General features: G+C 50.4%; 14 protein-coding genes. 8 read left to right on the top strand and 6 right to left on the bottom strand.

The features are described from left to right. The first annotated feature begins 4 nt into the window (after nt 1–4). The 3 genes from ptsN to HRH59_RS12480 are packed head-to-tail and all read left to right on the top strand — an operon-like array spanning nt 5 to nt 1,613. Nucleotides 5–481, top strand: a complete 477-nt coding sequence (gene ptsN / locus HRH59_RS12490; protein ID WP_231702491.1) for a PTS IIA-like nitrogen regulatory protein PtsN — start codon at nt 5–7, stop codon at nt 479–481. Further along, nucleotides 478–1,338, top strand: a complete 861-nt coding sequence (gene rapZ, locus HRH59_RS12485; RefSeq protein WP_173501606.1) for an RNase adapter RapZ — start codon at nt 478–480, stop codon at nt 1,336–1,338. Before ptsN ends, rapZ begins: the two co-directional genes overlap by 4 nt. A 2-nt stretch (nt 1,339–1,340) precedes the next feature. After that, complete coding sequence (locus HRH59_RS12480; protein ID WP_173501605.1) at nt 1,341–1,613, top strand: HPr family phosphocarrier protein; 273 nt, start codon at nt 1,341–1,343, stop codon at nt 1,611–1,613. Nucleotides 1,614–1,616: 3 nt separating this feature from the next. On the opposite strand, the gene HRH59_RS12475 is transcribed toward HRH59_RS12480, so the two are convergent. Genes HRH59_RS12475 through HRH59_RS12450 form a run of 6 tightly spaced genes read right to left on the bottom strand, consistent with a single transcriptional unit; the run spans nt 1,617 to nt 7,462 of the window. Then, complete coding sequence (locus HRH59_RS12475) at nt 1,617–1,985, bottom strand: Na+/H+ antiporter subunit G (protein ID WP_173501604.1); 369 nt, start codon at nt 1,983–1,985, stop codon at nt 1,617–1,619. A 9-nt stretch (nt 1,986–1,994) separates the two neighbouring features. Further along, entirely contained in the window at nt 1,995–2,264 is a 270-nt protein-coding gene (locus HRH59_RS12470; RefSeq protein ID WP_134052737.1) for a K+/H+ antiporter subunit F, read from the bottom strand. Then, on the bottom strand, nt 2,258–2,794 hold the full coding sequence (locus tag HRH59_RS12465; protein WP_173501603.1) for a Na+/H+ antiporter subunit E: 537 nt from the start codon (nt 2,792–2,794) through the stop codon (nt 2,258–2,260). Before HRH59_RS12465 ends, HRH59_RS12470 begins: the two co-directional genes overlap by 7 nt. Continuing rightward, a complete protein-coding gene (locus tag HRH59_RS12460; RefSeq protein ID WP_173501602.1) occupies nt 2,791–4,314 on the bottom strand; it encodes a monovalent cation/H+ antiporter subunit D in 1,524 nt (507 codons plus the stop codon). Before HRH59_RS12460 ends, HRH59_RS12465 begins: the two co-directional genes overlap by 4 nt. Continuing rightward, on the bottom strand, nt 4,314–4,667 hold the full coding sequence (locus HRH59_RS12455; RefSeq protein ID WP_173501601.1) for a Na+/H+ antiporter subunit C: 354 nt from the start codon (nt 4,665–4,667) through the stop codon (nt 4,314–4,316). The genes HRH59_RS12460 and HRH59_RS12455 overlap by 1 nt, the downstream gene beginning before the upstream one ends. After that, the gene (locus tag HRH59_RS12450) at nt 4,667–7,462 is read right to left on the bottom strand and encodes a monovalent cation/H+ antiporter subunit A (RefSeq protein WP_173501600.1); all 2,796 of its coding nucleotides are present in this window, start codon (nt 7,460–7,462) and stop codon (nt 4,667–4,669) included. The genes HRH59_RS12455 and HRH59_RS12450 overlap by 1 nt, the downstream gene beginning before the upstream one ends. Nucleotides 7,463–7,804: 342 nt before the next feature. Between HRH59_RS12450 and HRH59_RS12445 the strand changes: the two genes are divergently transcribed. From HRH59_RS12445 to HRH59_RS12425, 5 genes are all read left to right on the top strand, one after another. After that, complete coding sequence (locus HRH59_RS12445) at nt 7,805–9,184, top strand: class II fumarate hydratase (protein WP_173501599.1); 1,380 nt, start codon at nt 7,805–7,807, stop codon at nt 9,182–9,184. A 231-nt stretch (nt 9,185–9,415) separates the two neighbouring features. Continuing rightward, nucleotides 9,416–10,501: a YjgN family protein gene (locus HRH59_RS12440; protein WP_173501598.1), complete on the top strand. Its 1,086-nt coding sequence runs from the start codon at nt 9,416–9,418 to the stop codon at nt 10,499–10,501. Further along, entirely contained in the window at nt 10,501–11,547 is a 1,047-nt protein-coding gene (locus HRH59_RS12435; protein ID WP_173501597.1) for a M48 family metallopeptidase, read from the top strand. The genes HRH59_RS12440 and HRH59_RS12435 overlap by 1 nt, the downstream gene beginning before the upstream one ends. Before the next feature lie 74 nt (nt 11,548–11,621). Then, on the top strand, nt 11,622–13,286 hold the full coding sequence (locus tag HRH59_RS12430) for an amidohydrolase (protein ID WP_173501596.1): 1,665 nt from the start codon (nt 11,622–11,624) through the stop codon (nt 13,284–13,286). Next, nucleotides 13,283–14,035, top strand: a complete 753-nt coding sequence (locus HRH59_RS12425; protein WP_173501595.1) for a TrmH family RNA methyltransferase — start codon at nt 13,283–13,285, stop codon at nt 14,033–14,035. The genes HRH59_RS12430 and HRH59_RS12425 overlap by 4 nt, the downstream gene beginning before the upstream one ends. Nucleotides 14,036–14,457 lie beyond the last annotated feature (422 nt).

The following is a 14,457-nucleotide window of genomic DNA, read 5'->3' as shown; positions in this document are numbered from 1 at the left end:
TTAGATGATGATGAATTTAACCTCTATGCTTGCCGAGAACTGCACTAAAAGTGCAGTTCTTTTTAACAGCAAAAAGCGCATTCTGGAATATATCGCTGAGCTGGCACACCAGCAATTGCCTGATATGACTGAATACAGCATTCTTGAAGCGCTGATGACACGTGAAAAGCTCGGCTCAACCGGCATAGGGGGTGGTATTGCCATTCCGCACGGCAAACTAAAATGTGTAACCCAGCCAATGCTGGTGTTTGTGGTAAGTAAAGAAGCTATCCCGTTTGACGCCATTGATAATCAGCCGGTGGACATTTTCTGTGCTATTTTAATTCCGGAAGATCAATGCCAGGCACACCTGAGCACCCTGGCCGGTATCGCGCGATTACTCAGTCAAAAAGAGCTGACAAAGAAAATCCGCCACGCCGAAACTAACCAGCAATTATATCAACTGCTGCTTGAATACAGCGCGATGGAAACGGCTAAATGAAATTACTGGTAGTCAGCGGTCGCTCCGGCTCAGGCAAATCTGTTGCGCTGCGTGTAATGGAAGACCTCGGCTACTATTGTGTAGACAATATTCCGGTAAACCTGCTGTCGACCCTCGCTACCACTGTAATGGGCCAATACGAACGAGTAGCGGTCAGTATTGATGTGCGTAACCTGCCGCAAGACCCGGATGAATTAGCCGAAATATTATCTTACCTGCCGCGAAAACTGGATTTAACCATCCTGTATCTGGATGCCGACCACGCCAGCCTGATTAAACGCTTTAGCGAAACGCGCCGGCTGCATCCGTTGTCACATCAGGCTATGTCACTGGACGAAGCCATATCACGCGAGCAACAGCTGTTAGACCCCATTTCCAGCCGCGCCGATCTGTATATCGATACTACCGACTTAAACGTACATCAGTTAGCCGAGCAACTGCGCGAACGCATTTTGGGGCAGAAAACCGGCCGGTTAGTTATTTTATTTGAATCTTTTGGTTTTAAGTACGGCATACCCAAAGATGCCGACTTTGTTTTTGATGCCCGCTTTTTGCCCAATCCCCACTGGGAGCCGGATCTAAAACCGCTAACCGGGCTGGATCAACCGGTAAAAGATTATCTGGCGGCACAACCGGTGGTGGCAAAGTACATTTGGCAAATAAACAGCTTTATCAGCACCTGGCTACCCCATTTAGAGCGTAATAACCGCAGTTATCTGACTATTGCCATTGGCTGCACCGGCGGCCAGCACCGTTCAGTTTATATGGTTGAAAGTCTGGCAGAGAGCTACCGTAGTTCACGTGATGACGTGCAGCTGCGCCACCGCGAGCTGGTACGCCACCACAATAAGGCGTGAAGATGGCCAAATTCAGTGAAACCGTCACCATTGTTAACCCCTTGGGTTTGCATGCCAGAGCAGCGACCAAGCTGGCTCAGCTATGTCAGCAGTTTAGTGCCCATATTGAGCTAACTCAGGAAGATAAAACGGCAGACGCTTGTAGCGTGTTAGCTTTGTTGATGCTGGCCAGCAGCAAAGGCAAAACCTTGCAGGTATGTGCCGAAGGCGAAGACGCTGAACAGGCGCTCAGCGCGGTAGTCGATTTGATTAAAAACGGCTTTGACGAAAGCTAATCGCTAAGGCTTTGGTTGCCGGTCATGTTGTTTCTGCTGGGCCGGATGAATATTGTCCAGGCCAGCGGTTTTATCTATCGCTTTCAACTTATGATGTAATGCCGTCTTAATCAACATATGCGCACTGATAGGGGCAGTTATCAGTAAAAAGATGGTGATCAGTAATTCATGCACACTGACATCACCGGAAATACTGAAAAAGAAAATAGAGCCTAATAAGATGCCGCCCATGCCCAGCGTAGTGGCTTTAGTCGGCCCGTGCAGCCGCATAAAAAAATCCGGCATTCTGCTCAGGCCAATAGAACCAATCAGCACAAAGCTGCCTCCCAATAACAGAAAAAATGCTACCGCCCATTCCATCCAATGTTGCATCAGGTGCTCCTACTCAATAATATCGCCGCGCAACAGAAACTTACACACCGCCACCGTGCTGACAAATCCCAGCATCGCAATCAGCAACGCCGCTTCAAAATACAACGGTGAGCCCATCAATAAGCCGTACAGAATAATCAACGCTATGCTGTTAATGTACATGGTATCCAGCGCCAGTATACGATCCGGCAAACTGGGGCCCCGCAACAAACGCCACAGGTTTAACAGCAAAGCAATGCTGATCATGGCAAACACCAGCATAATAACGTTATCTAACATTGGAAAATCTCCTTCAACGGAGCTTCATAGCGTTGTTTAATTGAAGCAACCAGTTCAGCTTCATCGCTCAGATTTAACACATGTATCAGTAACCAGCGCTGCGGCAGTGGTTCTCCGGGCACCAGCAATTCGGCGCTGGGATAAATTTCTGCGCTGACCGTACCCGGCGTCATCGATACCGTACTGGCTAAAATGGTGATCGGTAATTCGTGTTGCAAATCCAGCGGCACCCGCACAAAAGCCGGATTTAACCGCCGCTTCGGCCCGAGGATCAACACTGCTACCTGAGCATTCGCGGTAATAATATCGCCAAAAACCCGTAGTATGTAACGCAGTGCCAACACCGGCCGCTCAATCAGTGGCTGCGGATCACGAAAACGTAATGTCAGTAGCGGAATGACCAGTGCCAGCACGCTGCCGAAAAATAAGTGTACCGCTTCTACGCTTTGGTTTAGTAACAACCACACCAGCAATAACAGCATACTGCGGTAGGGCGTAGGCAACCAACGGTATTTAGGCTTAAACCTCATGGTGTGTCTCCTTGAGACGCTGGCTGACGCAGAATAATGTCTACCGTGCCGGCGGTGTCATATAACTGCGCTGCGGCCTGTTGCGACAACCCGGTCAGCGGGCCGGCAAATGCCACCAGTAGCGGGCTTGCCAATAACAACCAACACACACCAAATACCTGCAGCGGCGCTGCTTTTTCTCCGCTGGCATCACTGCCGCTGATACGCCAAAACAAGGTGCTGCCGGCACGCGACAAACCAATAATAACCAACAGGCTGCTGATTAAAATAAAACTCCACAATAACAAACGGCTTGTGGGTTCAGTTGCTGCCTGTAATAACATCAGCTTACCGATAAAGCCGGAAAATGGCGGCAAGCCCGCCACCGTTAACGCGGCCAAGATAAACAAACCGCCTAACAACACCGGCTGGATCACCCGCCGCCCCGATACTAAGCGGTCGGCAGCTTTACCGCGCTGGTTAGCAATTAAATCGGCCAGCAGGAACAGCGCCGCAGTAACCAGTGTGGAGTGTACGGTGTAGTACAGCGCCGCAGCGGCCGACAACTCTGTTTGCAACGCCACTAAGCTGACAAGGGTGCCTACAGAGACCAGCACCAGATTCGCAACGAGTTTACGAAAGTCCCGGCTCGCCATAACACCAACCGCACCTAAAGCTATGGTGGCGAGTCCTGCCGGTAACAGCCAGTCTGCTGCAAGCCCGGCCAACGGCCCTGCCCCTTCGCCAAACACCGAACTGTATACCCGGAGCAAGGCATAAACCCCAATTTTTGTCATCACCGCAAACAATGCCGCCACCGGCGCAGATGCCGATGAATAGGTCGCCGGCAGCCAGAATTGCAACGGTAATACCGCCGCTTTAAGCGCAAACACTATCATCAGCATCAGGCCGCCGGCCTTTACCAACATCATATCTTCTGCCGGCAAAGCTGCGACTTTCACTGTCATATCCGCAATATTCAAGGTACCCAGAGTGCCATACAGTACAGCCAGCGCGAATAAAAAGATGGCTGAGCCGCTAAGGTTAAGTACCACGTAATGTACCGCGGCTTTGGTTTTATTTTTGCCACCGGCATGGATAAGCAGTGCATAAGAGGCGATCAGCAGTACTTCAAAAAACACAAACAAGTTAAATAAATCGCCGGTTAAAAAAGCACCGTTAATACCCATAATCTGAAACTGGAACAGCGGATGGAAGAAAGAACCTTTTTCATCTTCACCAGCGCTGCCGTAGCTGATAGCGCCCAATGCCAGAAATGAGGTTAAACACACCATCACTACCGACAGCTTATCCGCCACCAGAATAATACCAAACGGCGCCTGCCAATTGCCTACCGCATAGTGCAACATTCCCTGCTGTTGCACCTGCAGTAATAACATTAGTGCAAGTATCAGCTGAATAGCAGCTGATATCATACTCAGCCAACGCCGGCGCATTGGCGAATAGTGCACCGGTGGTAACATAATAACTAAGGCGGTCAGCATCGGCAGTAGCACCGGCGCTGTAATCAAATGCCACATCAACGGCTTTCCTTCTTCATATTGGTTGCGTCCGGTAATTTACCGTCAACATGATCATTACCTAAATCTGCCCGCGCACGTATAGCAAGGATCACCAGAAAAGCAGTCATGGCAAAACCTATCACTATCGCAGTGAGTACCAGCGCCTGGGGCAACGGGTCGGCGTATTGCTCAGTGGTACCCAGCACCGCAGCACCACGCAATGTCAAACGACCGGAAGAAAAAATAAACAGGTTAACCGCGTAGGACAACATAGTCAGGCCTAATACCACGGGGAAAGTGCGGCCGCGCAACATCAGAAACACGCCGCAGGCCGTTAAAAATCCGATACAACAGGCAAACAGAGTTTCCATTAAATCGACTCCTTATGCACAGGACGATGGCTGGTGGTCATCTTGCCTAAACTGGCCAGAATAAGCAGCGTAGAGCCTACTACGGTGACATACACACCAAGATCAAAGGCAATTGCACTGGCCAATTCAATTTTACCCAGCAGCGGAATATCAAAATAATCAAACCAGGAGGTTAAAAACGGCCGGTTAAACAACCAACTGGCGATACCGGTAAATAACGCTATCAACAAGCCTACTGCAACCACACGCTGGTATTCTACGTTCATCCGTGCTTTCACCCAGTCAACACCCTGAGCGATATACTGCAGAATAATCGCCACCGCAGTAACCAGGCCGGCAATAAAGCCGCCGCCCGGTAAGTTGTGGCCGCGGAAGAAAATATACACCGACACCATAATCGCCAGAGGCAACAGGCTTTGTGACACGGTAGACAATAATAATGAATGGCGCTCAACAGCCCAGGGCCGGCCGTCACCATCACTGCTGGGTTTAAACAACGGGATACGGGTCAATAACTTAAAGATACCCAATGAGGCTATACCCAATACCGTAATTTCGCCCAGCGTATCAAAGCCACGGAAGTCGACCAGGATGACGTTAACCACATTGGTGCCACCACCGCCGGTTTTAGCATTGGCAATAAAAAAGTCTGAAATGGTACTGAACGGTCGCGTCATCAGGGCATAACTTAAGCTACCGACAATCACTCCCACCATGCTGGCAATACTGATATCACGCACTACCCGCGATGCTTCCGATTGCTTCGGCGTTTTATGCGGTAAAAAGAATAGCGCCAGCATTAAAAGAATAATGGTAACCACTTCTACCGACAGTTGTGTCAACGCTAAATCCGGCGCCGAAAACCGCGTAAAGGCAATAGACACCATTAAGCCTACTACTGAAATCATCAGCAAGGCGATAACCCGTTTGCGATGCCAAATCACCGTAGCAAAGGCTGCAATCAGTAACATAGCTGCGCCGGCAGCATTTACGGCATCCACCGCCAGTTCATCGCGCCCGCCCCACAGCGTATCCAGGCTTAGCAACGGCATGCCGGCTAATACAATAAATGCACATAACAACAAGGTCATATAGCGTTGCAATGAGCCATTATCCAGCCAGTCATACAGCTGCTCACACCGGGCGGCAAACTTTTTTATCCCGCTTTCAAAACTGTTCAGCGCATCAAAATCCGGTAATGAATTCTGAAAGTCGAACAAATGTTTACGATTGACATAAATCAGCGTACCGCCGGCAAGCGCCAGCACACTCATCAGCAGCGGCAAGTTAATACCATGCCAGATAGCGAGACTGTACTCTGGTACCTCGCCACCCAATACCGCAGCTGATGCCGCATGCAACAAGTCGCCAACGATATAACCCGGGAAAATACCGACCAAAATACACAAGGCTACCAATACTTCTACCGGCACCCGCATATAACGCGGCGGCTCATGCGGTGTTTTTGTAAGGCCTTTGGGCTGACCGTTAAAAAACACGTCGTGAATAAACCGCATCGAATAAGCCACCGAAAACACCGCAGCCACAGTCGCCAGCACTGGTATTACCCAGGACAACGAACCGAGTAAATGCTGATGCAGGGTTTCGGCAAAAAACATTTCTTTTGATAAAAAGCCGTTCAGTAACGGCACGCCGGCCATCGCAGCTGCCGCAACCATCGCCAGGGTGGCGGTTATCGGCATAAATTGCCATAAACCATTAAGTTTGCGCATATCGCGCGAGCCCGACTCGTGATCAATAATACCGGCGGCCATAAATAACGACGCTTTAAAGGTGGCGTGATTAATAATATGAAACACCCCGGCCACAGCCGCCAAGTCGCTGCCTAAACCAAATAACAAGGTAATTAAACCCAGGTGACTGATAGTGGAATACGCCAACAAGCCTTTTAAGTCATGCTTAAACAGCGCCAGATAGGCACCGACTAACAGGGTTGCCAACCCGGTTAAACTAACCAGAATAAACCACAGCTCGGTGCCGGATAGCGCCGGATAAAACCGCGCCAGCAAAAAGATACCCGCCTTTACCATAGTAGCCGAGTGTAAGTAAGCACTTACCGGCGTTGGCGCTGCCATGGCATTAGGCAGCCAGAAATGGAACGGGAATTGCGCCGATTTGGTAAAACAGCCCAACAAAAACAGCACCAACAGCAGCGGGTACCAGGCGTGCTGCTGAATAATATCAGTACTGGCCAGCACTATCTCCAGGTCATAGCTGCCGACAATCTCACCAAGCAACAAAAACGCCGCCAGCAATGCCAGACCACCGGCACCGGTTACCGTTAATGCCATACGCGCGCCGCGGCGAGCCTCTGCTTTATGCCACCAGAAACTGATCAGCAAAAACGAGCTGATACTGGTCAGCTCCCAAAACAGCCACAATTGCAGCAAATTGCCGGACAGCACTATGCCCAGCATTGCCGTCATAAACAGCATAAGGTAGGCATAAAAGCGCGGCATAGAATCACGCTCAGACAGGTAATAGCGCGCATACAGAATAATTAACAGGCCAATACCTAAGATCAGCAAACTGAATAAAAACGCCAAACCATCGAGGCGGATCACAATATCTAACCCCAACAACGGTATCCACTGCAGGAAAAACCGCAGGCTTTCGCCGGCCAGTATGGTTTCAGCATGATACAGCAACAGCATCAGCGCTAACGCCGGTGGTATAGCAGTGGCAAGGGCACAGGCACTGCGGTTCCACTTAGCAGTAAGCACCGGCACCAAAGCCCCCAGCAGCGGCAGAAGTAAAATCCACAAAAGTGTCATAGCTGTCGCGTATCCTTATTAAAATAATTCTTGTCACAAGCTTAGTGTGCCCGACTTATCTTAAAGATTAAGTTGTTGATATCCAAAGGCAGTTAACTAAGCATAGAAGACGTATAGCCTTTGCAACATGGGCGGGTAGAAATAATCAGCTTATTAGTTATTGTGGCGTTATTTATACTGGGATTCGCCGCAAAAGTCCATTTATCCTGCCTCACAGCACGCTGTTAGCTGTACAGTTTCACCTTGCTGAACAACCACTTTATCGCATCGCTAAACTGGCAACATTGCCCTAAAGCAAGTACAACTAATAGCAAGATTACACCACAACACTAAGGAGTTGTTATGAAAACCCGCACTGAACATGACAGCATGGGGGAGTTACAGGTACCGGTTTCGGCACTGTACCAGGCGCAAACACAGCGTGCAGTGCAAAATTTCCGCCTTAGCAGCCTCAAACTACCACGGGGTTTTATTCAGGCCTTACTGCAAATTAAAAAAGCCGCAGCCTCTGCCAACCAGCAACTGGGCTTACTTGAGGCCAACATTGCTACAGCGATAAGCCACGCCGCTGATGCACAATTGGCTGAAACCGACATGCAGCAATATCCGTTAGATGTGTTTCAAACCGGCTCAGCTACCAGCAGCAATATGAATGTGAATGAAGTACTGGCCACGCTCGCCGGCCGTCAGCTTGGCAAGACAGTAAACCCGAATGATCATGTTAATCTGGGGCAAAGCAGCAACGATACTGTCCCCAGCGCCATTCATGTCAGCGCAGCGCTGGCAATTCAGCAACAACTGTTGCCGGCGCTGCAGCATCTGCAAATGGTGCTGGTGAGTAAAAGCCAGCAAATTGGCCATATTGTTAAAACCGGCCGCACCCACTTAATGGATGCTATGCCGGTAAGCTTCAGCCAGGTGCTGGGCGGCTGGCAAGCACAATTGGCACAGACAGAACATGGCTTGCAACAACAACTGCAACAACTGCAGGCACTGGCGCAAGGTGGCACAGCGGTTGGCAGTGGTATTAACGCCGACCCGCGCTTTGCCGCCCTGTTTTGCCGGCAACTCAGCGACAACACCGGGCTGGCATTTCATCCGGCCGATAACTTTTTCAGTGCTATCAGCTCACAAGACAGCGCAGTTGCCGCTTCCGGCGCCCTGAAAACCCTGGCGGTAAGCCTGCTGAAAATCAGCAACGATTTACGCTGGATGAATTCCGGTCCGCTGGCCGGGCTGGGTGAGATTGCCTTGCCGGCGTTACAACCCGGCTCATCTATTATGCCGGGCAAAGTAAATCCGGTGATCCCTGAAGCCGTTGCCATGCTGTGCGCTCAGGTAGTGGGTAACGACGCTACCATTACGCTGGCCGGCCAGTCCGGTAACTTTGAATTGAATGTCATGCTGCCGGTGATTGCCTATAACCTGCTGCAAAGTATTGAATTACTTGCCAATGGTTGCACTGCCCTGGCCGATCAGGCCATCCGTGATTTTACGGTACTGGAAGACAATATCAGCAAAGCGCTGGCGTTAAACCCTATTTTGGTAACCGCACTAAACCCGCTGATTGGCTATGCCAAAGCCGCGGAGATCGCCAAGCAGGCCTATAAGCAACAAAGGCCGGTACTGGATGTTGCGCTGGAGCACACCAGCTATAGCCGCAGCGAACTGGAGCAACTGCTGGACCCGGCCAGATTGTGTCAGGGCGGTAATGTTGGTTAAGCCCGGTTTTTACGGGCGATATCGACCGGGTAACATGCACCGACGTCGCAACCTGCACGCCGGACATGCTCATATGCTTAGGTCAGGTTATGCGGTGTGGCGCAATAGATTATTCAATTTGCGCCACACTTTTGTTAAAAACAAACTAAAAATAGTTTTAAAAAAATCAAGTTAACTGATTATAATGCCGCCTTTATTTTACACATACATAACAATAAGGCTGTACTATATATGGAAAATGCTTTCAACACCGACACATCATTGCCGCAACAAGCCCCTGCCCGTCTTGGCAAAGTGGCATTCAGCGGTAAAGCCGGTGAGTTTTTTGGTATTTGGATGGTTAATTTATTACTTAGTATCGTGACGCTGGGTATTTACAGTGCCTGGGCTAAGGTGCGCACCAACCAATACTTTTATGGCCATACCCGGATAGAGAACCAACCTTTTCGTTATCTGGCTACTCCAATGCAAATTTTAAAAGGCCGTATTGTTGCGGTAATCGTATTTGCTTTGTTTTTTGTATTATCTGCCGTTTCTCCTGCATTGGCCTTACTGCTGGCATTAGCGCTGTTAATAGCCTCGCCCTGGCTGATTGTACAAAGTTTAAAATTCAATATGCGTATGACCAGCTATCGTAATGTGCGCTTTGCATTTAACGGTGACTATGGCAACGCATTTAAACATTTTGTATTGCTGCCGGTGCTGGCGGTATTTACCCTGTATTTAGCTATGCCATGGGTACTGAAACGTATTGACCAGTTTGTGTACGGTAACATCAGTTATGGTGGTAAAAAATTTCAGGTAAACACTGAAACCGGCAACTACTACATTGCCGCTCTGGTGACTATCGCTGCAGTTGTTTGTGTCGTTATTGCCTTCAGCGTTATTTCTGCTTTAGCCGTTGGCGCCACCGCATTTGGCACCGACAGCGGTATAAACGGTGTGTTTGGCCTTTCTACCGTGTTATTTTTTGTGCTGTATTTTTTGGTATTCGCCATGAGCGGTGCCATTTATCAAACCATGATCCGCAACCATTTGTTTGATAACACTGAGCTGCCGGAAATTGCCAAACTAAAATCTGAAGCACGGGTAATGCCGTTTTTATGGTTAACCTTCACCAATTTACTGGCCATTGTGGTTACTTTAGGTCTGGCATACCCATGGGCGAAAATTCGCAAAGCCGCCTATCTGGCCTCTGTTACCACTGTTGCTGTATACCCGCAAGCCGACACTTTGGCCGACCAGGCACAGCAAGACGGCAACGCCTTTGGCGAAGAAGCTGTCGGTTTATTTGATATAGATGTGTCGTTAGCCTGATGCCGGGCAGCCACCGGGTTACCGGGCAATTCCATCAAGCCGCCAGCAGCACCTTATATGCTGCTGTGGCCGAGATCAGCCCGACCGGGCGGCTTAATATCATCAGTGCAACAGACAAGCGTAGTCTTTGCAATGCTGCCGCGGATGATTACCGCTTTGGTACAGTACTGCCTGGTTTAGCGGTTGAACTGCAGCTACGTGACGGCGCAGTATTTGTGCCGGATGACGCCGGCTTTCGTTGGCCACAACTTAGCAGCAAAGCCAAAATGGCCGCCTGGCTGGAAAGCCAAAAGTTGTCTATTCTGGCTGCCATTGTGTTATCACCGCTGTTGCTGTGGTGGATTATTGTGTATGCGATGCCCATGCTGGCCGTTGCCGCCGTGCCGCTGGTACCTGACAGCGTAAAGCAGCAAATGGGCCAACAAACCTTCTATAGCTTGCAAAAAACCGTGCTGCAGCCTACAGAGTTAGCGGCCCCAGAACAGGCGGCTGTGCAGTACCACTGGCAAATGGCATTGCAGCAGCTACCTTTGCAACAGAGCAACTATAAGTTGTACCTGTATAAATCAGATTTCTTCGGAGCTAATGCCTTTGCCCTGCCCGACGGCACTGTCGTAGTAACCGATGACCTGGTGAAACTACTGCACGACAAACCGGACGCATTACTGGCGGTATTGTTGCATGAGATCGGCCATGTTGAAGGCCAGCATAGCGTGCGTTTAGTGGCACAGTCATTGGGCGCCGCTTTGGTGTTTGGCATTCTGTTTGGCGACCCTGAAGGCATTGCCGATCTGGTGCTGGGTTCGGGCTCTGCGTTGCTGCAAAGTGCCTTTTCGCGTGATATGGAACGCGAAGCCGATCAATTTGCCTTGCAGCAACTGAAAGCTTTGGGTAAGTCACCCTCTGCTTTTGCCGATGCCATGACAGCACTGTTAAGCGAACACGGCGATAGCGATGACGCTTCCGCCAGCTTGTTAAAATACCTCAGCTCCCACCCCGATACGCGCGAGCGTATAGAGCAGGCAACACAGCAACTCACCGATTGACCCACAGCGCCGGATTCCGCCGGCGCTGTTTTATTGCTATAGTTGGCAGCAAAACCAAACGGGGACAATACCTTATGTTGCGCTTTGCCAGTTTAGCTTGTGCGTTATTTACCTGCAGCCTTTTTACCAACAGTGTTAGCGCCGCCCCCGTTGTACTGTCAGATATCAAAGGCTACGGCTTTGACACCGAGCGCCAGCTGCAGCAATTCAGTGTGCTGGTATTTGACGACGCCAGCGGCAAAGTACTGGCACGCGGCGATACAAGCTTAGTACAGCAGTACCCGCAGGCGAAACAGCTTAGCGGCAAGGGTAAAACCGTATTGCCGGGTTTAATCGACGGCCACGGCCATGTGCTAGGCTTGGGGCAATATTTAGCGGTAGCAGAGCTGCGCGGCAGTGACAGCGAGCAAGATGCAGTAAACCGGGTAGCACAGTTTGCCAAGGCCAATAAAGACGCGCCCTGGATTATCGGTCGCGGCTGGAACCAGGTATTGTGGCCGACCAAGCAGTTTCCTACTACCGCACTACTGGATGAAGCGGTGAACGACAAACCGGTTTATCTGGAGCGGGTCGACGCGCACGCCGGCTGGGCCAACAGCAAAGCGCTGGCGCTGGCCGGTATTACCAAAGACAGCATAGACCCACCGGGCGGCGAGATTATCCGCGACAGCAAAGGCAACCCGACCGGGGTGTTAATAGACAACGCCATGGCCTTAGTAGAGCAACATATTCCGCCTGCCGATGAAAACGCCCAGCGCCGTGCGTTAAATGTAGCGTTTTCCCACTTACTGGCGCTGGGTATTACCAGCGTACATGACGCCGGCGTAGACACCGACACCGTTAAGCTGTTTCAGCAACTGGCGGCAGAGCAAAAACTGCCACTGCGTATCTACCCCATGCTATCGGCGCGCGACCCGCAGCTACCAGAGTGGCTGGCAAAGGGCATTGTTGACGACCCGACAGATTTTCTCGATATCCGTTCGGTTAAAATCTACGGTGACGGCGCCCTGGGCAGCCGCGGCGCCGCTTTAATAGAGCCCTACAGCGACCAGCCTTCGCAAAAAGGCCTGTTGGTTACCCAGCCGGATAAACTGACGCAAATTATGCAAATGACCATCGATGCCGGCTTTCAAACCAATGTGCATGCCATCGGCGATTTAGCTAACCGTTTAGCACTGGACCGCTTTGAACAGCTGGTGCCGGAAGATAAACGCGCCGCCAGCCGGCACCGGATTGAACATGCGCAAATTGTCTCGCCAAAAGACATTCCGCGTTTTGCCAAACTGCATGTGTTACCCGCCATGCAGGCAGTGCATGCTACTTCAGATAAAAACATGGCCGGCGATCGCTTAGGTGTAGCCCGCCTGCGTGGTGCCTATGCCTGGCGCAGCTTTGTCGATCAGGGCAGCATTATTGTCGGCGGTTCAGATTTTCCGGTAGAGCTTGCCAACGTGTTTCACGGCCTGCATGCCTCGGTTACCCGGCAAAGCCAGGATAACCAACCCGAAGGCGGTTGGCTGCCGGAGCAAAAACTCAGCTTAACCGAAGCGCTGCGCTCCTTTACTGTTGATGCCGCTTACGGTGCCTTTCAGGAAAATAGCATGGGCACGCTAGCACCGGGCAGCTGGGCCGATTTTATTCTGATAGACCGCGATATTTATACTATCCCGCCGCAGCAGCTGTGGCAGACAGAGGTAGAGCAAACCTGGGTTAACGGTAAGCAGGTATTTACTAAATGATCAGCCAAAAGTGGAGCAAGTTGATCCGCTCGTTGCAGCAGAAAAAATACCGTAAAGCCGAACAGCTGTTTTTTGTTGAAGGCGAAAAAGCGGTATTAGAACTACTGGCCTCTACCTGGCAGGTTGATGCTGTGTTCGCCACAGAAAAGTTCCTGCAGCAATATCCACAGCAGGTTAAAGCAGCAGCTCTGGTACAACAATGCAGCCCCGATGAGCTGGTAAAAGTAGGTACTTTTGCCAGTAACGACGCCGCGCTGGCGGTGGTAAAAATGCCGGCGCACAGCGATTTTGTGCCACATAGCCACGGCTTTGTGCTGGTGCTGGATCAAATTAACGACCCGGGTAATCTCGGTACTATTATCCGCATTGCCGACTGGTACGGCATTAAGCATATTGTCTGCTCGTTAGACACCGCCGATTGCTACAACCCCAAGGTAATCGCCGCCGCCAAAGGCTCGTTTTTACGGGTGCAGCTGCATTACCAACCGTTGCAGCCACTGCTGGCACACAGCACGTTGCCGGTGTACGGTGCTTATCTGGGTGGTGAGTCGGTGCATCAGCTGCAACTTAGCCGACCCGGTGGCTTTATCGTGCTGGGTAACGAAGCCAATGGTATCAGCAGCGATTTAGAGCAGGTTATCAGCCGCAAAATCACCATCCCGGCCTTTGGTGAAGCGGAATCACTCAATGTCGGCATCGCCGCAGCAGTGATTTGTGATAATTTGCTAAGGCTAAGTCAACAGAATTAATGGTGTAAACACTAGTGATAGTTGCGGCTAACAGATGACGCTAACGCTGCGCTCTGCTGAATATTTGTCCGACAGCAGCGCCCAGTTGATTCATTCCTTTAAGAATGCGGGAAACGCAAATCGAGTTGTTGACTGCAAAAAATGAAAAATTGGTTGCTGACCACTCTCGACTCACTGGCCTCTTGGACTCCATGCAGAAACGTGTGGATCAATTAGAGGTAGAAGAACATGCTTACACTGAGCTACAAAGAGAATTTGGTAGATTGGAAGGGCAGCTTGCAGCGTTACGATAGAAAGCTTTGTAAATTAATTAGATAGACGACTAAGCAATCACTCGCCAGGCAAAATACCCTTAAATTTTTCATTTAAACAGTGCTCAGCTAATTGGTAATACCCCCTAAAAATAACTGACGTCAAAAGTA

Origin of the sequence: Rheinheimera lutimaris (assembly GCF_013283795.1) — a bacterium.
Classification (GTDB): domain Bacteria; phylum Pseudomonadota; class Gammaproteobacteria; order Enterobacterales; family Alteromonadaceae; genus Alishewanella; species Alishewanella lutimaris.
The sequence above is the reverse complement of the archived record's forward strand: the minus strand, read 5'-3'. Positions and strand labels throughout refer to the sequence as shown.